This is a genomic window from Polymorphospora sp. NPDC050346 (assembly GCF_040655695.1).
Classification (GTDB): domain Bacteria; phylum Actinomycetota; class Actinomycetes; order Mycobacteriales; family Micromonosporaceae; genus Polymorphospora; species Polymorphospora lycopeni.
This window is the reverse complement of sequence record NZ_JBFAKM010000018.1, coordinates 63752-88276: the sequence shown is the minus strand read 5'-3', so window position 1 is coordinate 88276 and position 24525 is coordinate 63752. Positions and strand designations below refer to the sequence as shown.

Here is a 24525-nt window from a genome sequence, read left to right as displayed (position 1 = left end):
ACAGCCGCTGTGGGCCGGTCACCTGCTGGGCCCAGAGGAGTCAGTCGGCGGGTGGTCGGACGTCGGCTCAGGTGCCCCCGCCGAAGGCCGTGCGCCCGTAGCGGACGAGTTCCTGCAGTGCCGGATTCGTCGTGGTCGGCCAGATCAGGGCCAGTACGGCAGGCGTCTCCACGTCGTCGATCATCAGTACGGACAGGCGCTCCCGGTGCGGTACGGCCATGGACTCGCTGAGGATCGCGACCCCGAGGCCACGCGCGGCGAGGTCCATGATGGCGCCCGGCGCGCTGGCCTGCAGGGCGATGTCGGGCTTCACCCCACCGTCGGCGCAGGCCTGGTCGAACACCGTCCGGATGCCGGTTCCCGGTGGCAGGCACACGATGGGGAACTCGGCGATCTCGGCCAGGGAGGCTCCGCGGCGCCCTGCCAGCGGATGGCCGTCGGCCACGATCGCGATGAGCCGCTCGCTGACGATCGGCATGGCCCGGACACCGTCCGGAGTGCCGGCGGCCGTGCCCACGAGGGCCAGATCGGCGCTGCCGGTAAGTACCCCCTCGATGAGCCGGTCGGAGTTGTCCTCGAACAGGACCAGTTCGACACCCGGGTGCGCGAGGTGGAACGCCGCGAGGGCGTCGAAGAACGGCGTGACCGTGCACGCGGTGACCATGCCCACCACGAGCCGGCCGCGGATCAGCCCGTTCACGTCGTCGACCGCCCGTCGCAGCGCCTGCGCGGAGGAGAGGACGGCCCTGGCGTGTTCGAGCACGACCGCACCGGCAGCGGTCACGGTCGCGCGGCGTCCCGACCGGTCGATAAGAGTGGCGCCGAGGTCGTGCTCGAGTTGACGGATCTGGGCACTGACGCCCGACTGGCTGATCCGTACCCGTTCGGCGGCGCGGGTGAAGTTGGCTTCCTCGGCCACCGCTACGAAGTACTCGAGCTGCCTCAGTTCCATAAGCAGAAACTCTAGCTACGAGTAGTAGAAGCTGTTGGACTTCTAGTTCGTCGTCGTGCAGGCTGAGGAGAGCTGCCCGACTTGATGCAAAAGGGATACTTATGTCCGCCAATGAGAAAGCAACGAAGCCTGAAGACCTGACTCGCCTCTTCGTAGAGTGCGCCAACGCCGGGGACGCGGCCGGCATTGCCGCGCTCTACGAGGAGGAGGCGGTCATGGCCTACCCGCCGGGCCAACAGACGGTCGGCCGGGAAGCCATCCGGGCGCTGTGGGAGAAGATGCTGGCGAGCGCGCCGCGCTTCGAACCGGAGCCGCCACTGCCGACCCTGACCAGCGGCGACATCGCGCTCACCTCCACCCCGCCCAAGGACGGCGCCGGAGCCCGAGCGCAGGTGGTTCGCCGACAGGCCGACGGCAGCTGGCTACGCCTGCTCGACCAGCCCGAGTTCGTCACGCCGAAGCACTGACCGGCCCGGCTGTCTCGTTCGAGAAGTGGCCACGTGCCGGACCGCCCGACGGATCCGGGCGTTGACCGATCCGCCAGCCGCCGGCCGCGGAGACCGGGTTGGGATACTGCCGCGATGACGGTCAAGGCTCTCATCTTCGACTTCGACGGCCTGCTGATGGACACGGAGACCACGCTGCTGGAGAGTTGGCGTTGGGAGTGGCGGCGGCACGGCCTGGAACTCGATCCGGTCGGGTTCTTCGCCGACCATGGCGGTGATGCGAACGAACCGCGGTATGCCGCGCTTGCCGCGACGGTCGGATCGGCGTACGACCGCGAGTCCAGCCACGCGTTGCGGATGGCGCACCGGGCGGAGCTGAACGCGGCGCTGGAGCCGGCGCCGGGCATCGTCGGCTGGTTGGACCGGGCCGCGGAGTTGGGGCTGCGGTTGGCGGTGGCGAGCAGTTCCCCGGTCACCCATGTGGGGGCGATGCTCGATCAGGCCGGGCTGCGGGGGCGGTTCGAGGTGTTGGCGACCGGCGAGGAGGTGGACGCGCACAAGCCGGATCCGGCCGTGTATCTGCTGACGTTGCGGCGGCTCGGGCTGGCGGCGGGGGAGGCGGTCGCGTTCGAGGACACCGCGCACGGGGTGGCGGCGGCGCACGCGGCCGGGCTGCGGTGCGTGGCGGTGCCGAACCCGCACGCGGACAGCGCCCGCTTCACGGCTGCGGACCTGCTGCTTACCAGTGCCGCGGACCTGTCCCTGGACGCGGTCATGGCCGTACTGACCGGGCACGCGGGCCACCGCCGTTGAGCGGATGCGGCGGAGGCCGGCCGTGTTTTCCGTGGGCAGCCCGCAGCCGGATACGCCAGATCGGCCAGGGATCGTCCTCATGCGACGATTCCGCGCGGCACCTGCTGAAGGCGGGAGTGACCGAGTCGCACCCTGACCGGAGTGCCCGTGCCACTTGGCTGTCGATGGTGTACGCCAGCCCACGAGCGCGCGTCGGCGGCCTGGGCGTGCACCTTATCGAGCGCGGTCGTCGAGTCGGTCAGGGGAGAAGGCGGCGTCCCTCCCAGGTTCCGTGTTCGGACAGTGGGCGGAACCGCATGAACGCGGATTCGTGGTGGAAGTTCCGGCGGTGCTGTTCGGCCATGGCGACAGTGTGTGTATGGGTCTGTGGGACGGGGCTGCGGCCGTGGACCATGTCGGTCATCGCGCGGACGCTGTGCCAGATCGTGAAGGTGGAGAATGTGCGGGGCGGGCGTATCGCCGCGGTGGCGAAGGTGGTGCCGGGGTGGTGGGCGACCAGGCGTTCGACCGGCCGTCCCCATTTGAGGAACCGGGGGAGTTCGGGGAGTTTGAGCCGGGCGAGGGTGACGGCCACGATCGGCTCGTCCGGATCCCACTCGCCCGCCTGCACCGGCAGGCCGGCGAGTGCGGCCACCTCGCCGTAACGTCGCAGGTACTGCAGTCGCACATGCCAGCCGTCGTTGAGCCGTCGTCCTAGATCGTCGTCTGCGAGGAACCGTTCCAGCGCCGATTCGTCGTCCCATTCGGCGAACATCGCGAGGCGTCGCAGCTGCATCCGTTCCACCGACAGTGCCGGGGAGCCGAGTCGCATGAGCGCGAGGCATTCGGCGTGCCGTAGCCCAGCCGCCTGAGGCCGGCGACGCAGTGTGCGCATGGTCATGGCCGGCGGAAGCAGTGCGAGATGGAACGAATGCAGCATCGGCCCATCATCCCAGTTGCCCATGCCCGCGACGTGGCAGCCTTTGTCACCACCGTCGCCGTCTGACGCGTGCTCGGCCAGGTGCTATTCGCCTTCCAGCCGACCGGGGTTGCCGCGGTACGGCCGTCCTCCGTCGGTCGTCGGTAGGGCTGCGATTCTCGCAGCCCAGTGGTCGACGTAGGTCTTCACGCCGTCGGCATTGCGCGGAATGCTCAACCAGTCCCAGGCAGCGTCGCGAATCTCCCGTTGGGCGATCATCTCGGTGCCGTCGCCGTAGTGGAACGGGTAGCCGTCGACGATGTCCGACAGGTCCGCGTAGATGCCGTACAGCCCGCCGGCATTGCCCACGTCGTCCCTGAGGAGCAGTTCGACCAGTGCGGACTTCAGTTCCTCGACGACCCCCACCGGATCTTCTCCGCCGTTCAGCACCCGATGCATGTATCCATCGATGAGGTCGATCACGGCAGTCAAGGAAGCCGATACGGCGTTGGTCACCCTCCCATGGTCGCTCGCCGTGTCACCCGCGCCGCTCCGGCCCCGGCAGCGGGAAACGTAGTAGAGCAACGGCTGCCTAAACCGTCGCGCTCTCCAGCCTCCGGACCGGCCGGGCGGCCAGCGGCGCGAGAGCCGCCACGGCGAACGCGATTCCGCACCACAGCGCCACGGTCGTGCCACCCCACCGTGCCGCCAGCGGACCGACCAGCACCTGGCCGACCGGGATCGCCGCGAACGACAGCAGGTCGTCGATCGACGAGACCCGGGCGAGCGCGGCCTTGTCGACATGCCGTTGCAGCGTGGTATCCCAGGTGATCCCGGAGGCCGCGAAGCCGACACCACAGAGGAACGCGAACGCCGCGAGCCAGTACGTGTCGAGCCCCAGCCCGAGCGCGATCAGTGAACTGGCGCCGAGGGCGCCGGCGAGCCGGCCGAAGCGCAGGGATGGCGGACGACGAGCCGGTACATGACCGCGCTCATCAGCAGCAGCCCGACGGCACGCAGGCTCAGCACGACACCCCAGGCGGCCTCGCCGTCGCGCCGCCCGGTCAGCGCCGGCCCGAGGATCTGTCTACCGCCTCACCGGACGGGGTGAGGGGCTACTCGACCTTCTCGATCGCACCCCGTCCGCGTCGCCGTAGCCGGTGCAGCCGGCTTGACAGGGGAGCCTCATTGCCTCCATGGTTAGTTGCATGAGTAATGAACCAGCGAACCTGGATCGGTCGGATCCCGGGGGCCGGTGCCGGTGATGGACGACGGTCGGCCGATCTTTCTCCAGATCGCCGAGCTGCTGGAGAACTCGATACTCGACGGCTCGCTGGTCGAGGACACCCAGGTGCCGTCGACGAACGAACTGGCCGCCTTCCACCGGATCAACCCGGCGACCGCGGCCAAGGGCGTCAACCAACTGGTCGACGACGGAACGCTCTACAAGAAACGAGGGATCGGGATGTTCGTCGCCCCGGGCGCCCGCGAACGGCTACGGGGCCGACGCCGTGAAGAGTTCGCCCGCCAGTACGTCCAGCCGCTGCTCGCCGAGGCCCGCAAGCTCGGCATCGACCCGACCGAACTGAAGAAGATGATCGACACCTGGGAGGGGCGGCGGTGAACACCATCGTCACGGTCACCGACCTCGGCAAGCGCTACCGGGGCGTGACCGCGCTGGACGGGGTCAGCTTCGGCCTGACCGAGAACCGGATCTACGGCCTGCTCGGCCGCAACGGGGCGGGCAAGACGACGCTGATGCAGTTGCTCACCGCGCAGAACATGGCCACCTCCGGCGACATCGCCGTGTTCGGCGAGCACCCGTACGAGAACGACCGGGTCCTCGCCCGCACCTGTTTCGTCAAGGAGAGCCAGACCTACCCGCAGAGCATGAGGGTCGGGCACGCGCTGCAGGCGGCCCGGCTGCTCCATCCCAACTGGGACCAGCGGTTCGCCGACTCCCTGCTGGAGGAGTTCCAGCTTCCGCCGCAGCGGATGGTCAAGAAGCTCTCCCGGGGCATGCTCTCGGCCCTGGGCATCATCATCGGGCTCGCCTCCCGGGCACCGCTGACCTTCTTCGACGAGCCGTACCTGGGGCTCGACGCGGTCGCCCGCCAGCTCTTCTACGACCACCTGCTGGCCGACTTCGCCGAGCATCCCCGCACCGTGGTCCTGTCCACCCACCTCATCGACGAGGTCAGCGACCTGATCGAGCACGTCCTGCTGATCGACCACGGTCGGCTCCTGCTCGACCAGGACGTCGACGAGCTGCGCGGCGACGTCGTCACCGTCTCCGGGCCCGTCGCCGCGGTGCACGACATCACCGTCGGCCGTACCGAACTGCACGGCAATCTGCTCGGCGGCACCGCCCGGGTGACCGTCCGGGGGCGGCTGACCGAGGCGGAGCAGGTCCAGGCCCGCGTCCTCGGTCTCTCCGTGGAGGCCGTCTCGCTCCAGGAACTCGTCGTACGCCTGACCACCGGCGCCGGGAGGACCTCGCCGACCACCAAGGAGCCCGTCCGATGAACCGTGTCCTGCCCGCCGCCCGACTCCAACTCGTCACCTGGCACAGCATGGTCGGCTGGCCCTGGGGCATGCTGGCGGCCGCCTTCGCCGTCAACGTCGCCTTCTACGCGAGCATGGGTGACCTGGGGCGGACGACGGTCACCGGCGGCCTGGTCACCATCTACATGGTGGTGCTGGCCGCCCTGGTCCAGTCGGTGACCCAGTGGTTCCCGTTCGCGCTCGGGCTCGGCGTGACCCGGCGGGCCTTCTACCTGTCGCACCTGCTGCTGCTGGCGGCCCAGGCGCTGCTCTACGCCGTGGTGCTCCATCTGCTGAGCATCGTCGAGGAGCTGACCGACGGCTGGTGGATCAAGCTGCGCTTCTTCGGCATCCCGGCCCTGTTCCTGGACAACCCGGTGCTCCAGCTTCTCGGCTACGCGGTCCCGTTCCTGCTGCTGGGCATGCTCGGTACGGCCGTCGGGGTGGTCTTCAAGCGCTGGGGGAGCACCGGCCTGCTCCTCCTGGGTCTGGTCGGCATCCTGGTCGGCGGCGCGCTGGCGACCCTGCTCACCTGGCAGGGCTGGTGGAGCGCGATCGGCTCCTGGTTCGCCGGCCAGGGCGCGACCGCGCTGATCCTCGGCTGGCCGGCCCTGCTGGCCCTGCTGCTCGCCGTCGCCGTCTATCCGGTTATTCGCCGGGCCACCCCGTGAGTCGTCGTCCGGTCTGATGTGGAGCGGGCGGATCCGGGCCGTCGTGCCGCGGCGCGCGACGCGACGGCCCGGACCGGGGTCAGCCGGCGCGGCCGTGCTTCTCCTGGCACGGCACGCAGAACCGGGCGTGCGGCAGGATCTGCAACCGCTCGGCCGGGATCTGCTTGCCACAGTGGACGCAGCGGCCGTAGGTGCCGGCGTCGATCCGGCCGAGCGCGGCGCTGATCTGCTCCAGGCTCTGCCGGGTGGCGGCGATGAGCGCGGCCCGGGTGGGTTCCTGCGCCGGATCTCCGGTGTCCGCGGTGAGTTGGGTGAGCCTGGTCGTCTGTGCATCGAACTCGCCGGTCAGGTTGGTTCGCAGGTCGCCGAGCCAGTCCCGGCCCGAGACGTCGTGCAGGTCGGTACTCATTGGTCGCTCCTCAAAAAGAAAAGGGCCGAAGCTGGATAGCTTCGCCCTGGTGGCCGTTCGTCGGGTGAGGAGCGGCACCGGAGGGCTACGACCGGTTGGCGCGGGGATCACGGCCCGGTTGCCGCGCGGGGTGCGGACGTGCGCCCCGACCGGCCGGGGCGCGGCAGTCGGGCACGTAGGGGTCGGCCGTGCCGTCGACAGGCTGACGGCACCGCCCACCTGACGCCCGGCCGGATGCATCAGGCCACCGTAGGCGGCCCTGCTACCGGAAGCAACCAGGCTTCGGGTGGTGGCGCGGCTCAGTCCTCTTCGGCGAGTCGGGCGGTCTGGGTCTTGAGGACCCGGATGGTGTTGGTGATGTAGTCGACCACCGCGGCCATCTCGCGCTCGTCGTAGCGGCCCATGAAGGCGCCCATCTCCCGGCCGAGGTCGGCGAAGATGCCGGTGAGGTCGGGGGTTCGGGTCGGGTCCGCGGCGACGAGGACCCGGCGCCGGTCGGCGGGATCGGGCTCGCGGCGTACGTATCCGGCCCGCTCCAGCCGGTCGACGATCCCGGTGACCGCGCTGGCCCCGACACCGAGCAGCGGCGCGAGCGCGCCGGTGGGCAGGGGGCCGGAGCGGATGATCATCCCCAATGCCTTGTGCTCGGCGGCGTTGAGTCCGAGGCGGCGCGCGATCGCCTCGTGGAACAGCACGACCGCGGTGCTCAGTTCCCAGCCGAGATCTGTCGGGTTCCCGCCCATTGCTTCCTCCCGGTGAATAGTTCACTATCGAGGATAGTTCACTAAAGTGAAGTATAACGGCAGGAGGTTGGATCGATGCGCACGGGGCTGGCACTCAGCGTGGCGGCGGCACGGTGGGCCACGCACTTTTACGCCAGGCACTTCTGGCTGGTTTTCGGACTCTCGATGATCCCGACGGTGCAGCGGTTCGTCGCGGTCCGGTACGGCGACGACCTGCCGGCCGCCGTCGGCGTCGGTGGTGAGATCGTCACCGGACTGTCCCGGCTGCTCCTGGTCTACGCCGTCCTGCGGATGGTGTTCCGGGAACCCGACCTGTCCGGCCTGACGCCCGGGCAGCGGTGGCGGCGCCTGGCGGCCGGGATCGACGCCGACGTCCGCGCCTTCTGGACCCAGTTCCTGGTGCTGGCGGTGGCCTTCGTGCTGCTGGACGTCGTGCCGAACACCGCCATCGCCGTACTCGTGCCGGACGGGCGGCAGGAACTGGTGACCTCGGTACTGGTCAGCGTGAAGAACCCGACCGTGATCGCCTTCACCGTCCTGTGGATGGTCGGTGTCGGGCGGACCCTCATGGTCGAGGGCCGACGGGTCGGCGCCGTCGGTGAGTCGGCCGCGGTCTGACGCGCGGGCCGGCGAGCCCACGGACCAGGCCCGCCCGGTCCCACCAGCCGCGCCCGGCCGGGAGTACGACGGAAGGGACGCCCCGGCCGGGGCGCGGGCGTACCCGCTGGTCGAGCGGCGCTGATCGACCAGCGGGGCGACGGTCAGCTCACCAACTGGTAGCCGAACTGGACCTCGAGGTCGGTCACGCCCGACGCGCCGAGCACCCTGGCCCGGAGCCGGCGCGGACCGCCGACCCCGTCCACTGTGAACGGGGTGACGAGGCTGGTGGTCAGCACGGCGGTGGTGGCCGTGACGGCGGTGCCACCGGCGCTCGCGCCGTCGGCGTCCAGCCGTACGTCGCAGGTGCCGGAACCCACGACGCGGGTCACCCGGACCACCCGGATCCGCTGCGAGTCGAGGTAGAGCAGATTGCCGAAGTCGAACAGGCCGTCGGCCACCGGACCGGACACCCGGGCGGTCAACCAGCCGTCGATCTGCTCGACGCCCTTGTTGCCGGTGATCCGGGTCTGCGCGGTCGGGGTGCCGGTCAGCTGGTACGGGCCGACGGTGTTGCCGTTCAGGTCGTTGTCGCTGATCAGTACGTCGGCGGCGGCGTTGACGATGCCGTGATCCTGGCGGTTGATGCCGTCGGCGAGACCGCCGATGGCGTTGCCGACGATGACGACCCGGCTGGCGGTGTCCCGGATGTTGATGCCGGCGCCGTGGCGGTAGCCGGTGCCGCCGCCGGCGTAGCCGTTCGCGAAGGCGACGGCGGGCAGGTCGAAGGTGTCCTCGTCGACGACCTCGATCACCCACTTCCCGTTCGCCTCGGTGGTGCCGGTGACGCCCTGGATGGAGATCCGGTCGCCGGTCTCCCAGCCGTGGGCGGCGCCGGTGGTGATCCGTACCCGGCCGGCGCCGTTGGCGGCCGCGCCGGTGACCGTACGGGCGAAGGCCGGGTGCGCGGTCCGGCCGTTGTTGCCGATGAGGCAGCCGGTGACCGTGATCCGGGTCGAGGCGATGTCGATGCCGTTGCGGCCGCAGCCGCGGATGACGCTGTTGGTGAAGGTGGCGGTGCCGGTGAAACCGGGGCCGATGCGGACGTTGTCGTCCTCGTTGTCGGCGGAGATGTAGGTGTTGGTGAACTGGGCCTGGGCGCCGGCCTCCAGCAGGACGGGTACGCCGTGGCCGTTCTCGAAGCCGCCGCCCTCGAAGTAGAGGAACTTGGGGATCGAGGCGCCCGGGGTGTTCTTCATCCAGATGCCGTGCCGGCCGAAGAGGATCGCGGTCGCGATGAACTTGATGGAACCGCCGAGGCCGTCGATGACGAGGTTGTCGGTGTTCCGGTTGGCGCTGCCGGCGGCGATACCACATTGGACGAACTCGACCGGGTCGGCGCGGGAGTCGTTGTTGACGCCGTTGAGCAGGATCACCTGCTGGCCGTTGAAGCCGTTCCAGACGCAGTTGACGAACCGTACGGTGTTGGCGCCGCGCAGGGTGATGCCGTTGTAGCCGTCCTTGAACCGGACGTTGGCGAACGTCAGCATGTAGTTGCCGTCGGTGCCGTTGCGGCTGGTCATGATGATGCTGCCGCCGGTCAGGCCGGAACCGCGCACCTGGAGGTCGCGCAGCCCGCCGCCGCGTACGCCGGACAGGTGGAAGCCGTCGTCGGCGCCGGTCGCGACGACGTACTGGGTGGAGTATTCGTCGTTGTCGGTGACCCCGGCACCGGCGAAGACGATCGGCACACCGACGACCTGGACGGTGTCCTCGAGGCGTACCTTGCCGGGGCCGGCCTCGATGGTGCCGCCGGCCGGCAGCGCGCCGATCGCGGCCTGCACCTTCGGCGAGTCGTTCCCGGTGCCGGTGCCGGTCCAGCCGAACCAGGCCAGGTCGATCCGGGTCGCGTACGGGCGCTTCCAGCGGCCGGTGGCGACGCCGGTGACGGCGAAGACGGTGCCGCCGTTGTCGGGCTCGGTCGCGTCGGCGTCCCAATAGAGGACGCCGCCGCCGACGCCGGGTGTGCCGGCGTGGTAGCCGAGCAGGTGGATCTGGTCGCCGTCGGCGGTGCCGGCGGTGCCGCGCAGGTCGGCGACGCTCTCGGTGGTGCCGGTGAGGGTGAGTCGGCGGCCGGGGCGGGCCTGCGCGGCGGTGGCGACGGCCTGCGAGCCGGCCACCGCCAGCCCGGCCAGGCCGATGGCGGTCAGGGCGCGGCGGCGCGCGTTGCCGGTGGTCCTCTCTTCCATGGGGGTGCTCCTGTTCGACGGCAGCCGGCGACGCCGCGCCGGCCGGTGCGGGGGATGGGGGGACGGTGCGGGGGATGGGGCACGGAACGGGGGAATCAGCCCTTGACGGCGCCGATGACGACGCCCTTGGCGAAGTGCCGTTGGAGGAACGGGTAGACCATGCAGATCGGGATCAGCGAGACGACCAGGATCGCCATCTGCAGTGACTGCTGCGGTGGCACGACCTCGCCGGGCAGGTCGGTGCCGATCTGGGTGTTGTCGACGACGTACGTGCGCAGCACCAGTTGCAGCGGCCACTTCTCGGTGGAGTTGATGTAGAGAACGGCGTTGAAGAACGCGCTCCAGTAGGCGACCGCGTTGAACAGGCCGATGACCGCGATCACCGCCTTGGACAGCGGCAGCATGATCCGGGTGAGGATCTGCAGTTCGCTGGCGCCGTCGATCCGGGCGGCGTCGACGATCTCCTTGGGAACCTCCATGAAGAAGGCCCGCATGATGATGACCTGGAACGCGGAGGTGAGCCCGGGCAGGATCAGCGCCCAGTACGAGTCGATCAGCCCGAGTTCCTTGATCAGCAGGTAGTTCGGGATCATCCCGGCGTTGAACAGCATGGTCAGCAGCACCATGATCAGGATCGGCCGGTGTCCCCAGGTGCCGGGCCGCGACAGCGAGTACGCCAGCAGCGCCACGACCGCGACCGACAGTGCCGAGCCGACCAGGGTGATGCCGATCGAGACCAGCGTCGCCCGGGTCACGACCCCGCCGCGGAAGATCGCCGCGTACGCGTCGAAGGACGGGTTGGTCGGCCAGAGCACGTACCCGCCGGCGGCGGTGATCTGCTCCTGATCGGCGAGCGACGTCGAGACGACGGCGACGAACGGGAGCAGCACCACCGCGCAGCACAGGAAGAGCACGATGCCCTTGATGCCCCGGACGGCGACGTTCGGTACCGGGGCGCCGTTGACCGTACGCCGGCGTCGCTGCCGGGCCACCCCGGGCAGCAGTGGCGAGGACCGCTTCGGGCGAGGTTTGGTGTCGGTCACCATTTCGAGTAGATCCCTCTCTCCCCGAACAGGTGCGCCACCTTGTTCGCGCCCAGCACGAGGATCGCTCCGACGAGTCCCTTGACCAGCCCCACCGCCGCCGATACGCCCCAGTTGCCGCCGACGATGCCGTAGTTGTAGACGTACGTGTCGAGCACTTCCGAGGTCTCCAGGCCGACCTGGTTCTGTTGCAGCACGATCTGTTCGAAGCCGACGGTGAGCACGTCGCCGAGCTTGAGGATGAGCAGCAGCACGACGACCGAGCGGATCGCGGGCAGGGTGACGTGCCAGAGCTGGCGCAGCCGCCCGCCGCCGTCGACCGCGACCGCCTCGAACAGTTCCAGGTCGACCCGGGAGATCGCGGCCAGGAAGATGATCGTGCCCCAGCCGGCGTCCTTCCAGACCGCCTGCGAGGTGATCAGGGCGAAGAACAGGTCGGGGTCGCCGATGATGTTCAACTGCGGGAAGTCGTGCTGGCGGGCCCAGTTGTTGTAGATGCCGGCGTTGCCCAGCATGTGCTGGAACAGCGCGACGACGATGACCCAGGACATGAAGTGCGGCAGGTAGAGGATCGACTGCACGACCCGTTTGATCTTCTCGCTGAGCAGGCTGTTGAGCAGCAGGGCGAGCGCGATCGGGATCGGGAACACCACGACGATCTGCAGGAACGAGATGATCAGGGTGTTCTTGAGTGCGTTGAGGAACGCCGGGTCACCGTTGAAGATGACCTCGAAGTTGGCGAACCCGACCCACGGCGACTCCGCGATCGTCAGATACGGCTGGTAGTCCTTGAACGCGATGACGTTGCCGAGCATCGGCACGTACTGGAACAGCAGCACCAGGGCGACGCCGGGCAGCGCGAGCAGCAGCAGGAAACGGTCCCGCTTGAAGCGCTGCCAGCCGGACGCGCGTTTCCCGGCCGATGCGGGTGACGCCATGCCTCCCCCTACTTCTGCTCGGCCAGGGCCGCCTCGTACTCGGCGCGGATCTGGTCACCGCCGGCCGTCTTCCACTGCGCGACCGCCTCGTCCCAGGCGCTGATCGGCTTGCGGCCGGAGACGATGTCCAGCTCGACCGTGTCGATGATCTTCGTGAGTTCGCCGGACTTGGCGACCGACGTCTCCGAGACGAGGCCCTCGGACGGGTTGCGGAGCAGGTTCGGAATGACCTTCTCCTGGTACGCCCGCTGCGCGTCGACCCGGGCCCGGTCGGTGGGGCCGAGGATGTGCGGTGAGTCGCTGATGTACTCCAGCGGCAGCTTGACCTCGACGTTGCCGGCGTCGGTGCGGACCGGTACGCCGTCCTGCCAGTTCCAGTGCCGGCCCTCGACGCCGAACTTGCGGAACATGTACTCGCTGGTGCCCAGCGGGGCCGCCAGCCAGTCGCAGATCCGCAGCAGCTTCTCCAGCCGCGCCTTGTCGGTCTTGCGGAAGGCGGTCAGCGCGAACGACGGGGTGCCGGAGCGGTGTACCGGCGTGCCGCCGTCGTAGCCGGGGGCGGGGATGCCGCCGAACTGGACCCTGTGGGTGTCGGCCAGGATGTCCCAGGCGGCGTACCCCTCGGCGTTCAGCGCGATGGTGCCGTTGCCGAGCAGGTCGCGCAGTTGCAGCCGGCCGCCGATCGCGTCCGGGTGGAACAGCCCGGCCTTATACATCTCGGCGACCCGGGCGACCGCCTCCTTACGCTCCGGGGTCTCCATCTCGGAGGTGAACTTGCCGCCCTCCTCGCGCCAGACGTTCGGCACCCGCAGCATGTTGCCGACGTAGGCGATGACCTGCTTGGCGCTGCCGAACGCCCACCGGTTGTTTCGCGCGTCGGTCAGCCCCTGCGCCAGCGCGACGAATTCGGCGTAGCTGCCCGGGGCGGCGTTCAGGCCGCGCTGGGCGATCAGGTCGGTCCGGGCGAACATGATCGTCCCGACGATCGCCCGGGAGATCGGGATGGCGTAGATGCCGCCGCCGTACGCCGTCGACAGCCACGAGTCGCGGGGGATGTTCGCCAGGAACGGGAAGTTCGCGGAGTTCGAGCCGCCGATCAGCTCCGACAGGTCGGCGCAGAGCCGGGTGAGTACGTCGGCGCGCCGGGCCAGCCGGGCCGAGATGAGCATGATGTCGGGCAGGTCGCCGCTGGCGACGGTGGTGGACAGCTTGTTGAGATAGTCGGCCGACGGGGTCATCGTGATGTCGAGGTTGGCCCCGACCCGGTTGTTCAGCTCCTGCCAGAACTGGTTGCCGCCCAGCGCCGGCGGCACCGGGTTGAACATGTTGGTGAGGATGCTGACGTCGCCGAGCCCCTCGCCGGGCTTGGTGCCGAACGCGTCGACCAACTGCCTCGGGTACTGGTAGTAGCCGGCCATCACCCCCTCGGCGGTCGGCGGCAGGTCCGGCCGGACCAGTTCGGACGGGATGTAGTCGGGCAGCGCCGCGCTTCCGGCGCCGTCCGGGGTGGTCGGGGCGGGGGAACTGCCGCAGGCGGACAGGACGCCGGCGCCGGCCGCCGCGATCGCGGTGCCGCCGGCGAGCGTCAGGAACCGGCGGCGGCTCAGGCTGTTATGCATCGTGGTCACACTCCGGTGTGATGGGGGTGGAGGATCAGTGAGACGACCTGCCATGCGCCGAGGCTGATCGGGACGGTGCCGGCGGCGTCCGCGGTCTGTTCCGCGATCGGCCGCTCGTCGGCGTGGCAGGGCTCGGCCCGGCCACCGGGGCCGGCCGGATGCCGCAGGGGGAAGCGGCTGTCCCGGCCGGACAGGTTCTGGAGCCGGACGAGGATTCCGGCGCCGGACCGGGCCGGGGCGACGGTGGCGTGCACCGACTCCGGCAGCCCGAGGTCCAGCAGCGCCGCGGCGGGTTCATCGAGCGGGCGTGGCTCGACGTCGAACTTGTCGAGCCGGTTGACCTCGGAGACGGTGCCGGCCGCCCGTACCTCGCGGCCGAACCGGCCGGCCGCCACCGGGTCGAAGGTGGGCAGCGGGGTGAAGGCGTACCGCAGGCTCAGCCGGCCGTCCTGTTCCGGCGGGGTGTTCGTCGGCCAGTAGTTGTTGAGTACCCAGGAGAAGACGGCGCCGCCGGCCGGGGTGAACTGCTCGTGCCAGTCGCCGCGCCAGATGTCGCCGGCGGTGAACAGCGGGGCGTCCGCCGAGGTCCAGGCGATCGCCGGGCCGTCCGGCCGGTCCTGCAGGACGACGCCGTACGTGGTGGTGAACCAGTCGTGGCAGGCGCCCGGGGCGTGGTCGGTCGCCGGATCGATCCAGCCCTGCTGGCGGTCGTAGCGGAAGGTGGGTTCGGTGGCCGCGAACGGGAAGGCGACGTACACCGACTCCTTGGCCAGCACCCGCTCCTTGTCGAAGCCGACGAGTACATCGACCCGGTCGTCGGTGTCCCGCAGCAGGATGTCGACCTCGATCCGGGGCAGGCTCGGCGCGCTGCCGACGGTCCGCAGCCGCCAGCCGTCGTAGGTGCGGCGCAGCCCGACCGGCCGCATCGCCGCCGGTACGACGGTCAACTGTGGACGGTTCTGGTCCGGGCGGCGGCCGAGCAGGGTGCTGCGCGGGTACGGGTCGTGGTGGTGCGGCTGGCCGCTGTGGTGCGAATGTTCGTGACCGTCTCCTCGGGTCAGTGACTCGGGGCCGTCGACGACGTACAGCACCTGGCCGAGCGTGCCGTGTGCCGGGTCGAGCAGGTCCCGGCCGGTCGCCCGGTGCCGCAGCCCGCGGACCGCGCCGGTGGCCGGGTCGAGGGTGACCTCCCACCGGTCGGTGACCAGAGCCGGCGGGACCGGTCGCCAGTCGTCGGCGCCGGCCGGTCCGGCGCCGGTCGCCGGGGCGCCGTCCTCCTCGCCCGGGGTCAGCGTGCGGGCCGCGTCCATCGGCAGGGCCCGGTAGCCGAAGCCGGGCACGTCCGGCACGGTGACCCGCAGCGTCCGCAGCCCGTTGCACTCGGCCAGCACCTCGGCCGGCAGCGGATTCCCGTCCGGTCCGGCCGGATCGGCCCGGACCGTCTCCACCTCGACCTCGATGTCCCGGGCCCAGGCCAGCGGGTTGTGCACCAGCAGGGTCGGCCCGGTCGTGGTGACGAGTTCACCGAGCTGGCTCATCGCCCGCCGGACCTCGTCCAGCGCGCCCCGGTGCGCGGAATGCACCTGGTGCCGCTTCCAGTCGAGCTGGTCGTCGACCTGGTGGCCGTGCGGGTGCGCGGTGCCGTGCGCCCACGTCCAGGTGTGCTCGCAGCCGAACAGCGCCCCCTCCCAGGCGGCGTCGAGCGCGGCCCGGTTGGGCCGGTAGACCGGGTCGACCAGGCCGACGAGGGCGGCCAGCGCCTCGGCGGCCGGCAGCACGGCCTGCACCCTGCGGTGCTCGGCGGTGACGGTGGCGCCGGTGCCGACGCCGTCCTCCCAGTAGCTGCCGCCGTCGCCGCGCCACACCGGCAACCGGTCGGCGAGCGGCCGGACGGTGCCGAGATATTCCTCCATCGTGGACACCCGCAGGCGCGGGTACGCGTACACCGCGTTCCAGCGGGCGGCGAAGCCGGCGTCACCGTCGGCCAGGTCCTCGTTGTCGGCGTGCGTGCCGATCACCGCCAGGTCCGCCGGCAGGTAGTCGGGCCGGTCGTAGCGGGCCAGCAACCGGCCGAACGAGTGCGCGCCGCCGACGACCGTCTGCGGGTCGCCGACCATGAACCGCAGCTGCGAGTACGTGTCGGAGAAGTGGGTCAGCACCCGCGACCCGTCCACCCCCTCCCACAGCACCGGGCTGGCCAGGTGCTGCGCGTCGCTGTCGGCGTTGCCGCCCCGGTGGTGGTTCTCGATGCCGACGAACGAGTCGATGCCCAGCGCCCGCAGCATCGACGGCACCGCCGCGCTGTACGACGGCACGTCGGTCAGGTTCGCGTACGTCACCGGCACGCCGTGCCGGTCCCGCAACCGGCCGGCCAGGTACGCCGCCCGGTAGACCTCCTCCAGCGAGGCGACCCCGGACAGGAACAGGCTGTGGAACGCGTTCATCGCCAGCCGGCCGGAACGCAGCGCGGCGAGCACCCGCTCGGCCCGTTCCGGCGAGCGGGTCGCCAGGTACTGGTCGACGACCAGCGACCCGTCGACCGAGAACGCGAAGCCCTCGTCACGGTCGAGCGCGTCCAGCGCCCGGTCCAGGTTGCGGCTGTGCAGCTCGAGGACCTTGCCCTGCACGTCGGTGTAGCCGACGTCGAGGTGCACGTGCGGGACCAGGTGCAGCGTCCACCGCCGGGCCGCGACGAGTTCGACGACCCGCTCCGGCAGGCCGTCGACGGCCACCGTCGCGGTCGCGGTGTCGAAGGCGGGCACCGCGAACCTGACCCGTACCTGACCGAACTCCCGGCCGGGGCGGCGCAGGTCGAGGTCGTACGTGTGGTCGCCGACGGTGACCCGGGCGGCCCGCGGCCAGGCCGGCGTGCCGGCCGGCACGGACACGGTCAGCTCGACCAGTTCGTGCAGGCTCCCGTCACGGTCCAGGTAGAGCGGGGTCGGGACGAGGTCGACGCCGGCTGTCGCCGGCCCGGCACCCTCGTCGAGGGTGAGCCGGTGCCAGGTGATGCCGCTGCCGAAGTGGTTGCCGAACTGCTCCCGGTGCCGGCGCCGCTCGCCGGCCGGCGGCTCGACCGGGCCGAGTGCCGCCGCCGCGTCGACCGTCGTGGTCACCGCGATCGTGTGCTCGCCCGCCGGCAGCCAGTCGGCCGGCAGCGGCACCTCCAGCAGCACGTCACCGGCGATCGGTCCGTGCCGGTACGTCTCCGACCGGTCGTCGCGGCGCACCGCCGGGTGGAAAAACCCCCGGTGCACGCCGTCGACCTCGAGCACGAGGTCGGGGCAGGGCCCGTGCCCGGCGGCGAACTCCAGCCGCAGCAGGTAGCCGGCGGCGGGCGGGTCGCCGACCCGGAACGGCAGCTCGATCCGGTGCGGCCGCCAGCCGGTGGACGCGTTGAGCGGTCCCGGCTGGAACGCCGGCAGGTCTTCGCCGGGTACGGCGAGAATCAGCGGGCGCATGGCCGGTCAGTCCAGCCCCGGCAGGGACAGCACGGCGCCGTGCTCGACCAGGGCGGCGGCCAGCTCCGGGTAGTCGTACTCCTGGACCGGCCGGCCGGTCGACAGCGACTGGGCGGCGAGTTCGCCGCACGCCTCGCCGAGCATGCCGTAGTTCGGTTCCATCCGGGGCGAGGTGTAGCCGACGTGGCTGGCCGAGAAGCAGATCGAGACGGTGATGTTCTCGATCCCGCCGCGGGCGGGGAAGAGCACCTCGGCCGGCATCTGGTAGAGGTCGACCGGTGGGTTGGTCTCGTCGCCGCTGAGCGTTCCCTCGCCGACGACGGTGTCGTCGCCCTCCGGGTAGTACTGGACGAGGTGGCTGTCCATGCCGTACTTCCAGCAGCAGACCGGGTGCGTCTTGGTGTTGTTGGGCTTGAGCAGGTCGTGCTGGGTGAGCACCTGCGCGCCGACCATCCGGCGGGCCTCGCGGATGTAGAGGGCGTGCGGGAAGCCCTGCCCGTACGGGCTGTCGACGAACTCGTCCGGCGGCAGGCCGAAGGTCCGCGCGTCGGCCCGGAACGACTCCGGCAGCGACGGGTCGTTGGCCAGCCAGTAGAGCTGCCCCTGGTGCCAGGCCACCTGCTCGGCGATGATCTCCTCGCGGCGCCGCCAGCTGCCGTCCGGGTAGTCCCAGTTGACGCCGGGCAGGTCGAAGCCGAAGTAGAGCGCCTGGTTGGTCTGGTACTTGCCGTTCGGTAGCAGTGCGGTGTGGGTGACGATCGACGACAGGCCGGGGATGTTCCGCTGCCGCAGCAGCTGGCCCAGATAGGTGTAGCGGGCCGGGTCGTAGTCGTCCGGCTTCGGGAACGGGATCCGGTCGGCGTTGGTCGACAGCACGCCCCGGAAGTTGTACGCCTGCGTCTTGTCGTCGCCCTCACCGGCCGCCATCGCCGGCACGTCCCGGACCGGGTAGAGCGTGTTCGGGGTGAAGCCGTGCTTGCGGTACGCCTGCACCGGCTGGAAGCCGGCGAACGGTTCGTCGTACTTCGCGCGGGGTTCGCGGCCGAACGTGTACGGCACCCCGGCGGCGGCCATCAGGTCACCCTCGTACGAGGCGTCGACGAAGAACCGGGCCCGGCGCCAGCCCTGCGTGGTCCGTACGCCCCGGATCCGCCGGCCCTGGACGTCGACGTCGTCGGGGCCGTGGATCCGCTGGTGCAGCAGCACCGTCGCCTTCGACTCGTCGAGCAGGTGCCGGGCGACCTTCTCGGCCACCTTCGGCTCGAACCGGTACTCGGGGCCGTCGAGGCCGTACTCGGCGCCGATGCCGTCGAAGAACCGGGTCTTGGTGAGGCCGGCGAGCGCTTCGGGCACGTTGGGGGTGTCGGACTTGACCAGGCCACCGGCGACGATGCCGCCGACGTGGCCGGTCGGCTCCAGGATCAGGCTGCTCAGACCGCGTAGCCGCAGCCGCAGTGCCGCCATGATCCCGGCGAGGCTGGCGCCGTAGATGATGACGTCGTAGCCGTCGTCGACGGTCGGTTCGGGGGATGCCATGTCCGCGAGGTCCTTTCGGGGGCGATGCGGCGGGTCAGGAGGTCGGGGTCATGGTCGGGACGCTGCGCTGGCGCGGCTTGGCGAGGACCGGGGTGGCGCCGGACACGGCCTGCGACGGTCGGGTGCGGCGGATGTCGTCCGGCCACGCGACCGGGATGCCGAGCTTGCCGGTCAGCAGCCGCTGTACGTCGGCGGTACGCTCCGCCGAGTCGGCGACGGCGTGCGGTTCGGTCCGTTCGGTGACGCAGTACGCGGCCAGCGCGCCGATCGCCTCGCCGATGCTCCACTCCACCGGGTGCAACCGGTAGCAGCCGTTGGTGATGTGCGTGGTGCCGATGTTCTTGTTGGCCGGCAGCAGGTTGCGGGCCCGGACCGGCACCAGGGCGCCGAGCGGGATCTGGAACGGATAGCACTCCAGGTTGACGTAGTTGACGCCGGCGGTGCTCGGGTGCAGGTCGATGTTGTAGTGGCCGATGCCGACCGAGTCGGCGAACTGGACGGCGCCTTCGCCGTCGGGGCGGTCGACGACGGCCACGTGCTGTTCGAGCACCGTGAACCGGGCCCGGATCCGGCGGGACTCCCGGATGTAGGCGGACTTGGCCAGGCCGTCTTCGGTGCCGGTGAGGTCGGGCCGCAGGCGCAGGCCGGGATAGCCGTGTCCGCCGTCCGGCCGGGGCGCCTCGGTCTGCATCCAGTGCAGGTACGACAGCGACAGCTCACGGCAGCGGCGCAGCGCGGTCCGCCGGGCCTCCTCGTCGATGCCGGCGCCGACCAGCGGCGTCTCCCAGTAGTCGACGTTGGGCCAGTTGACCAGGGTGATGTCGGTGTCGACCAGGGCCGGGTCGAACTGGCTGCGGGCCCGGATCCGCCGGAAGTGCCACAGGTCGGGCACGTGCACCGCGTCCAGGTCGGTCTCGAAGATGCGGTTGGTCCGGCCCTTCATGGTGTGGATGTCGATCTTCTCCCAGGACAGCTGCGGCCCGGGCCAGAACGGGTCGACGTGGGTCTTCCAGTGGTCGTACGACGCCGGCCGGTCCACGACGTGTTCCTCACCGGGGCGGTACTCCAGCGGGAAGCACCAGGTGATCGCCTGCTGGTCGGTCGGGTCGGCGACCGGCGAGGCGTACGGCTCACCGGTCTCGGCCTGCGACTCGGCGCCGACGACGTGCTCGACGCCGGCGAGTTCCAGCAGGTCGCCGAGTTCGGTGGCGTCGGCGACGAACGGCGCGGTGACCGTGGTCCGGGTGCCGGCCCGGCGGTTCTCCAGGGTGACCGCGGTGATCCGGTCGCCGTCGGTGGCGGCGGCGACCGGGACGTGTTCGTACAGAACAGTGATCCGGCCGGCGGAGCGGTAACCGGCCAGCAGTTCGTCGATGACGGCGACGCCGACCCGGGGCTCGTGGCAGAGCCGGCTGACGTTGCCGAGGCCGGGGTTGAGGGTGGCGATGTCGAGGGCTTCCGGCCGCAGCGGGTAGTTGCGCCGGTAGTAGTCCCGGATCCGGGTGCGCAGCTCGTGGTATCCGGGCGAGGTGTGCCCGGACTCGATCCAGGGGTGTTCGTCGGACGGGACGGACTGGGCGGTGAGTTGCCCACCCAGCCAGTCGGTCTCCTCGGTCAGCACGACCCGCAGCCCCAACCTGGCGGCGGTCAGCGCGGCGGCGACGCCGCCGAGTCCGCCGCCGACCACCAGAAGGTCGGTCTGCCGTTCGTGTGTGCTGCCCATCGTCTGCGCTCCTCGGCTCGACTTCGGGGATGCCCGCCGCGTCCGCTGCTCCGGGTGGGCCGGGCGCCGGGTCGTACGGCGGTTGCTAATATTTGCCGGTCGATTTGCCGGCGATCGATTGCGGCTACGTTACATCTGATCGTCATTCCGGTGTCAAGACATGCCTGGCCAGGAATTCTGGTGACGATGCGGTAACGAGGTATTACTAACTATTAGCAATTCACAACTTCGTCGTGGCGTGCTAGAAACCGAATCCATGACACGAGCACCAGCGCTGCCCGGGCTGCACCACCATCTCCCGCCGCCCGTCGTGGCCGACGACGCCGAGCCGGTCCACGCCGACCTGGTCGTCTACGGCGCGACGTCCGGCGGCGTCACCGCCGCCGTCCGCGCCGCCCACGAGGGCCTTTCCGTGGTGCTGCTCGCCTTCGACGACCACCTCGGCGGGATGAGCGCCGCCGGGCTCGGCACCACCGACGTCGGCCGCCCCGACACCGTCGGCGGGCTCGCCCGCCGCTTCTACGCCGACGTCGCCGCCGCATACCACGCCGCCGATCCACACTGGAGCGTCGAGGCGCACGTCGCCGAGGAGATCTTCGCCCGCTGGCTCGACGAGGCCGGTGTCGCCGTCCGCCACCACCAGCACCTGAGCGACGTCACCCTGGCGGCCGGCCGGATCGTCGAACTGCGCACCGACGACGGAAACCGCTACCGCGCCCCGGTCTACGTCGACGCGTCGTACGAGGGCGACCTCATGGCGGCGGCCGGGGTGTCGTACACCGTCGGGCGGGAGTCCCGCGACACGTACGGGGAGCCGCTGGCCGGTGTCCAGCACAGCGTCAACCACCAGTTCGAACTCGCCGTCGACCCCTGGGTCGAGCCCGGCCGGCCGGCCAGCGGCCTGCTGCCCGGCATCAGCCCCGACCCCTACGGCGAGGTCGGCGACGGCGACCGGCGGGTCCAGGCGTACAACTTCCGGCTGCACGTCACCACGTCGGCGCGGCGGCTGCCGTTCCCCGAACCCGACGGCTACGACCCGGACCGCTACGAACTGCTCCGCCGCTACGTCGAGGCCGGCGGCTACGAACTGTTCGGCCGCACCACCGAGGTCCGCCCCGGCGTGTTCGACATGAACAACCACGGCGCGTTCTCCTCCGACCACATCGGCGCCAACTACGACTGGCCCCAGGCCCACCACGCCCGCCGCGAGGAGATCTTCCAGGACCACGTCCGCTACCAGGCCGGACTGCTGTTCTTCCTGGCCAACGACCCCCGGCTGCCCGACAAGATCCGCACCGCCACCCGGGAGTACGGGCTCGCGCCGGCCGAGTTCCGGGGCACCTCGCACTGGCCGCACCAGCTATACGTGCGCGAGGCCCGCCGGATGGTCGCCGACCACGTCGTCACCCAGCACGACGCCGCCGGCCGGGCGACCGCCCACGACCCGCTCGCCCTCGCCTCGTACGTGATGGACTCGCACAACGCCAAGCGGGTCCTGGTCGACGGGCAGCCGCGCAACGAGGGCAACGTGCAGCACCCGGTCACCGTCCCGTTCGGAGTGCCGTACCGGGCGATCGTGCCGCGCCGCGGCGAGTGTGCCAATCTGCTCGTCACGTGGGCGGTGTCGGCGTCGCACATCGCGTTCGCCTCGGTACGGATGGAACCGGTGTTCATGATGGTGGGGGAGGCGGCCGGCTGCGCGGCGGCGCAGGCGGTGGCCGGATCGGTCGCGGTGCAGGACGTCGACTATGAGACCCTGCGCAAGGCTCTGCTGCGCGGCGGCGCGGTGTTGACATGGCCACCGTCGGCATGACCGGAGGGGAAAAGGGCGTGACGAAGCGACGGGGGAACGGTTCGCGTCAGTCCGACATCGCCCGCGAGGCGGGCGTGTCGCAGTCCACTGTGTCCATGGTCCTGCGCGGCTCCGGCGACCTGAGCCGGATCTCGCCGGAGACCCAGCGCCGGGTGATCAGTGCCGCCCGCCGCCTGCGCTACCCGACGAACGCCCCGCAGCAGCGCGACGGGGCCGAGCGGCGGGCCACGCCGTACCTGCTCGGCGTGCACACCTTCGAGCCGATCTTCCCGACCAGCGCCTGGGACTACTACTTCGAGTTCCTGCAGGGCATCGAGGAACAGGCCGGCCTGGAGGGCTGCAACCTCGTGCTGTTCACCGCGTCCCGCGACGAGGACGGCGTCCGCCGGATCTACCGCGACGGGGTCAGCACGCTGCGCCAGGCCGCCGGCAGCGTACTGCTCGGCCACCACGCCAACCGTGACGACCTGGTGCAGCTCGCCCAGGACGGCCACCCGTACGTCTACATAGGACGGCGGGAGATTCCCGAGGCCGACCTGTGTTACGTCGGCGGCGACTACCGGTCGGCGACCGGCCGGATCGTCGACGACCTAGTGGCGATGGGCCACCGCGGCTTCGCCTACCTCGGCGAGGCGATCCGCCACGAACCGCAGGTGGACCGGTGGGACGGGTTCTCGGCGACGCTCGACCGCTTCGGGCTGCCGGTGCCCACCCCCGCGTTCGTCCACCCCGACCAGCTGACCGCCCAGTGGCTGGACGCGGCGCTGGCCGGCGGGGCGACCGCGATCCTGGTCGAGTCGGTCGGCCTGCTGCGGGTCCTCGCCGCGATGGCCGGCCTGCGCGGGCTGACGATCCCGGCCGACGTCTCCGTCGTGCTGCTCGTCGACGACCAGGGCGGCGAGTTCAGCCCCGGACAGTGGGCGTCACTCCGGGTCCCGCGCAACGCGATGGGCCGGCGCGCGGTGCGCATGCTGGCCGGCCTGCTCGCCGACCCGACCGGGGAGCACGAACGGCAGGTCCTGCTGCCGTGCGCGCACCACCTGGCGCCCACCGCCGCCCCGCCCCGGCCGAAGACCTGACCCGGCGAGCGAAGATCCGCGTGATCAGGGAGTACGCCGCGCGTGTCGTCGGCGGGGCGGGCCGGAATTTCCCTGATCACGCGGATCATGGCGCGGCAGGACCACGCCGTCCGGCAGCGCCGGTCAGCCCCGGTCCGGCCCCTCCGGCACGGCCCGGCGGAGCACCTCGCGGGCGGCGCGGACCACGGCCCGGTCCAGCATCTGGCCGCTGGCCTGGGTGGCGATTCCGGTCCCCTGCCGCTCCGCCGCGGCCAGCGCGTCGACCACCTCGCGGGCCGCGGCGATCTCGGCCGCCGAGGGGGTGAAGACCTCGTTGATCGTGGCGAGCTGATCGGGATGCACGGCTGTCCGGGCCCGGAAGCCCTGCCGCAGCAGCGCCCGGGTGGTGCCGGCCAGCCGGTCCGGGTCCCGCAGCACCGTCTCGACCGGCCCGACCGGGGCGGTGATGCCGGCCGCGGCCGAGGCGACGACCACCTGGGACCGGATCGGGGCCAGCTCCGCCCCGTCCGGTCCCGGCTGGACGCCGATCTCGCCGGCCAGGTCCGCCTCGCCGAGCCCGAGCCGGAGCACCCGGGGCGCCGACGTGATCTGCTCCAGCCGGAGCACGCCCCGGGCGGTCTCGATCAGGGCGACCACGCCGAACGTACGGTCGGCCAGGCCGAGCCGCCGCTCCGCCGCGGACAGCGCCGCGTCGACGGTGGCGAGCAGTTCCGGTTCCGCCTTCGGCACCCAGACCCCGGTCAGCGCCGGGCCGGCCACCGCGGCCACGTCCTGCTCGACGCGGTCGCTGTTGATCCGTACCCAGAACCGCCCGTCGGGCGGCGCCGCCAGGTACGCGGCGGCGGCGGCCCGGGCCGTGTCCTTGTTCGCCGGGGTGACCGCGTCCTCGAGGTCGAGGACGAGGGCGTCGGCCCCCCGGCCGTGCGCCTTGGCGAGCAGCTTCTCCCGGTCGGCCGGGACGTAGAGATAGCTGCGGGCGACCGGGTCCACC

The 24525-nt window shown here is 71.0% G+C and carries 21 protein-coding genes; 8 read left to right on the top strand and 13 right to left on the bottom strand.

What is annotated here, in order from left to right; translation table 11 throughout:
• Positions 1 to 67: 67 nt before the first annotated feature.
• Positions 68 to 952, bottom strand: coding sequence for a LysR substrate-binding domain-containing protein (locus tag AB0I42_RS19895; protein WP_357539009.1), 885 nt, complete (start codon positions 950 to 952; stop codon positions 68 to 70).
• Between the two features lie 101 nt (positions 953 to 1053).
• Between AB0I42_RS19895 and AB0I42_RS19890 the strand changes: the two genes are divergently transcribed.
• Together AB0I42_RS19890 and AB0I42_RS19885 are read left to right on the top strand one after the other, a co-directional pair.
• Positions 1054 to 1419, top strand: a complete 366-nt coding sequence (locus AB0I42_RS19890) for a nuclear transport factor 2 family protein (RefSeq protein WP_357539008.1) — start codon at positions 1054 to 1056, stop codon at positions 1417 to 1419.
• A 114-nt stretch (positions 1420 to 1533) separates the two neighbouring features.
• Positions 1534 to 2211 (top strand): HAD-IA family hydrolase, encoded by a 678-nt coding sequence (locus tag AB0I42_RS19885; RefSeq protein WP_357539007.1) that lies wholly within the window; start codon positions 1534 to 1536, stop codon positions 2209 to 2211.
• Between the two features lie 238 nt (positions 2212 to 2449).
• On the opposite strand, the gene AB0I42_RS19880 is transcribed toward AB0I42_RS19885, so the two are convergent.
• Positions 2450 to 3130, bottom strand: a complete 681-nt coding sequence (locus tag AB0I42_RS19880) for a hypothetical protein (protein ID WP_357539006.1) — start codon at positions 3128 to 3130, stop codon at positions 2450 to 2452.
• 84 nt (positions 3131 to 3214) lie between these two features.
• On the bottom strand, positions 3215 to 3625 hold the full coding sequence (locus AB0I42_RS19875; protein ID WP_357539005.1) for a hypothetical protein: 411 nt from the start codon (positions 3623 to 3625) through the stop codon (positions 3215 to 3217).
• 748 nt (positions 3626 to 4373) lie between these two features.
• Here AB0I42_RS19875 and AB0I42_RS19870 point away from each other — a divergent pair.
• From AB0I42_RS19870 to AB0I42_RS19860, 3 genes are read left to right on the top strand one after another with little or no spacing between them, the layout of a single operon-like run.
• On the top strand, positions 4374 to 4733 hold the full coding sequence (locus tag AB0I42_RS19870; protein WP_357539004.1) for a GntR family transcriptional regulator: 360 nt from the start codon (positions 4374 to 4376) through the stop codon (positions 4731 to 4733).
• Positions 4730 to 5635, top strand: coding sequence for an ABC transporter ATP-binding protein (locus AB0I42_RS19865; protein WP_357539003.1), 906 nt, complete (start codon positions 4730 to 4732; stop codon positions 5633 to 5635). The genes AB0I42_RS19870 and AB0I42_RS19865 overlap by 4 nt, the downstream gene beginning before the upstream one ends.
• Positions 5632 to 6324 (top strand): ABC transporter permease, encoded by a 693-nt coding sequence (locus tag AB0I42_RS19860; RefSeq protein WP_357539002.1) that lies wholly within the window; start codon positions 5632 to 5634, stop codon positions 6322 to 6324. Before AB0I42_RS19865 ends, AB0I42_RS19860 begins: the two co-directional genes overlap by 4 nt.
• Before the next feature lie 79 nt (positions 6325 to 6403).
• Here AB0I42_RS19860 and AB0I42_RS19855 read toward each other — a convergent pair whose 3' ends face one another.
• Together AB0I42_RS19855 and AB0I42_RS19850 are read right to left on the bottom strand one after the other, a co-directional pair.
• On the bottom strand, positions 6404 to 6733 hold the full coding sequence (locus AB0I42_RS19855; RefSeq protein WP_357539001.1) for a TraR/DksA C4-type zinc finger protein: 330 nt from the start codon (positions 6731 to 6733) through the stop codon (positions 6404 to 6406).
• Between the two features lie 299 nt (positions 6734 to 7032).
• On the bottom strand, positions 7033 to 7476 hold the full coding sequence (locus tag AB0I42_RS19850; RefSeq protein WP_357539000.1) for a MarR family transcriptional regulator: 444 nt from the start codon (positions 7474 to 7476) through the stop codon (positions 7033 to 7035).
• Between the two features lie 75 nt (positions 7477 to 7551).
• On the opposite strand from AB0I42_RS19850, the gene AB0I42_RS19845 reads away from it, so the two are divergent.
• Positions 7552 to 8094 (top strand): hypothetical protein, encoded by a 543-nt coding sequence (locus tag AB0I42_RS19845; protein ID WP_357538999.1) that lies wholly within the window; start codon positions 7552 to 7554, stop codon positions 8092 to 8094.
• A 143-nt stretch (positions 8095 to 8237) separates the two neighbouring features.
• Here the strand turns inward: AB0I42_RS19845 and AB0I42_RS19840 are convergent, their stop codons facing one another.
• The 7 genes from AB0I42_RS19840 to AB0I42_RS19810 all read right to left on the bottom strand — a co-directional run bounded on the left by AB0I42_RS19840 (position 8238) and on the right by AB0I42_RS19810 (position 20642).
• Positions 8238 to 10322, bottom strand: coding sequence for a hypothetical protein (locus AB0I42_RS19840; protein WP_357538998.1), 2085 nt, complete (start codon positions 10320 to 10322; stop codon positions 8238 to 8240).
• Between the two features lie 95 nt (positions 10323 to 10417).
• Entirely contained in the window at positions 10418 to 11365 is a 948-nt protein-coding gene (locus AB0I42_RS19835) for a carbohydrate ABC transporter permease (protein WP_357538997.1), read from the bottom strand.
• The gene (locus tag AB0I42_RS19830) at positions 11362 to 12303 is read right to left on the bottom strand and encodes an ABC transporter permease subunit (RefSeq protein ID WP_357538996.1); all 942 of its coding nucleotides are present in this window, start codon (positions 12301 to 12303) and stop codon (positions 11362 to 11364) included. Before AB0I42_RS19830 ends, AB0I42_RS19835 begins: the two co-directional genes overlap by 4 nt.
• A gap of 8 nt (positions 12304 to 12311) precedes the next feature.
• Positions 12312 to 13922 (bottom strand): extracellular solute-binding protein, encoded by a 1611-nt coding sequence (locus AB0I42_RS19825; protein ID WP_357539065.1) that lies wholly within the window; start codon positions 13920 to 13922, stop codon positions 12312 to 12314.
• 5 nt (positions 13923 to 13927) lie between these two features.
• Positions 13928 to 17383: a hypothetical protein gene (locus AB0I42_RS19820; RefSeq protein ID WP_357538995.1), complete on the bottom strand. Its 3456-nt coding sequence runs from the start codon at positions 17381 to 17383 to the stop codon at positions 13928 to 13930.
• 6 nt (positions 17384 to 17389) lie between these two features.
• Positions 17390 to 18919, bottom strand: a complete 1530-nt coding sequence (locus tag AB0I42_RS19815; RefSeq protein ID WP_212817712.1) for an FAD-dependent oxidoreductase — start codon at positions 18917 to 18919, stop codon at positions 17390 to 17392.
• A 34-nt stretch (positions 18920 to 18953) separates the two neighbouring features.
• Complete coding sequence (locus tag AB0I42_RS19810) at positions 18954 to 20642, bottom strand: FAD-dependent oxidoreductase (RefSeq protein ID WP_357538994.1); 1689 nt, start codon at positions 20640 to 20642, stop codon at positions 18954 to 18956.
• A 256-nt stretch (positions 20643 to 20898) separates the two neighbouring features.
• Here AB0I42_RS19810 and AB0I42_RS19805 point away from each other — a divergent pair, with 256 nt between their 5' ends.
• Together AB0I42_RS19805 and AB0I42_RS19800 are read left to right on the top strand one after the other, a co-directional pair.
• A complete protein-coding gene (locus tag AB0I42_RS19805; RefSeq protein ID WP_357538993.1) occupies positions 20899 to 22455 on the top strand; it encodes an FAD-dependent oxidoreductase in 1557 nt (518 codons plus the stop codon).
• Between the two features lie 17 nt (positions 22456 to 22472).
• On the top strand, positions 22473 to 23534 hold the full coding sequence (locus AB0I42_RS19800) for a LacI family DNA-binding transcriptional regulator (RefSeq protein ID WP_357538992.1): 1062 nt from the start codon (positions 22473 to 22475) through the stop codon (positions 23532 to 23534).
• Positions 23535 to 23657: 123 nt separating this feature from the next.
• Here AB0I42_RS19800 and AB0I42_RS19795 read toward each other — a convergent pair whose 3' ends face one another.
• On the bottom strand, positions 23658 to 24524 hold the full coding sequence (locus AB0I42_RS19795) for a CoA ester lyase (protein ID WP_357538991.1): 867 nt from the start codon (positions 24522 to 24524) through the stop codon (positions 23658 to 23660).
• Position 24525: the final 1 nt, after the last annotated feature.

Bases quoted from the DNA above. Each gene is read 5' to 3' on its own strand.
- AB0I42_RS19815 (WP_212817712.1), bottom strand. From the start codon at position 18,919: ATGGCATCCCCCGAACCGACCGTCGACGACGGCTACGACGTCATCATC.
- AB0I42_RS19840 (WP_357538998.1), bottom strand. From the start codon at position 10,322: ATGGAAGAGAGGACCACCGGCAACGCGCGCCGCCGCGCCCTGACCGCC.
- AB0I42_RS19860 (WP_357539002.1), top strand. From the start codon at position 5,632: ATGAACCGTGTCCTGCCCGCCGCCCGACTCCAACTCGTCACCTGGCAC.
- AB0I42_RS19805 (WP_357538993.1), top strand. From the start codon at position 20,899: ATGACACGAGCACCAGCGCTGCCCGGGCTGCACCACCATCTCCCGCCG.
- AB0I42_RS19870 (WP_357539004.1), top strand. From the start codon at position 4,374: ATGGACGACGGTCGGCCGATCTTTCTCCAGATCGCCGAGCTGCTGGAG.
- AB0I42_RS19855 (WP_357539001.1), bottom strand. From the start codon at position 6,733: ATGAGTACCGACCTGCACGACGTCTCGGGCCGGGACTGGCTCGGCGAC.
- AB0I42_RS19880 (WP_357539006.1), bottom strand. From the start codon at position 3,130: ATGCTGCATTCGTTCCATCTCGCACTGCTTCCGCCGGCCATGACCATG.
- AB0I42_RS19885 (WP_357539007.1), top strand. From the start codon at position 1,534: ATGACGGTCAAGGCTCTCATCTTCGACTTCGACGGCCTGCTGATGGAC.
- AB0I42_RS19850 (WP_357539000.1), bottom strand. From the start codon at position 7,476: ATGGGCGGGAACCCGACAGATCTCGGCTGGGAACTGAGCACCGCGGTC.
- AB0I42_RS19890 (WP_357539008.1), top strand. From the start codon at position 1,054: ATGTCCGCCAATGAGAAAGCAACGAAGCCTGAAGACCTGACTCGCCTC.
- AB0I42_RS19845 (WP_357538999.1), top strand. From the start codon at position 7,552: ATGCGCACGGGGCTGGCACTCAGCGTGGCGGCGGCACGGTGGGCCACG.
- AB0I42_RS19830 (WP_357538996.1), bottom strand. From the start codon at position 12,303: ATGGCGTCACCCGCATCGGCCGGGAAACGCGCGTCCGGCTGGCAGCGC.
- AB0I42_RS19820 (WP_357538995.1), bottom strand. From the start codon at position 17,383: ATGCGCCCGCTGATTCTCGCCGTACCCGGCGAAGACCTGCCGGCGTTC.
- AB0I42_RS19810 (WP_357538994.1), bottom strand. From the start codon at position 20,642: ATGGGCAGCACACACGAACGGCAGACCGACCTTCTGGTGGTCGGCGGC.
- AB0I42_RS19895 (WP_357539009.1), bottom strand. From the start codon at position 952: ATGGAACTGAGGCAGCTCGAGTACTTCGTAGCGGTGGCCGAGGAAGCC.
- AB0I42_RS19825 (WP_357539065.1), bottom strand. From the start codon at position 13,922: ATGCATAACAGCCTGAGCCGCCGCCGGTTCCTGACGCTCGCCGGCGGC.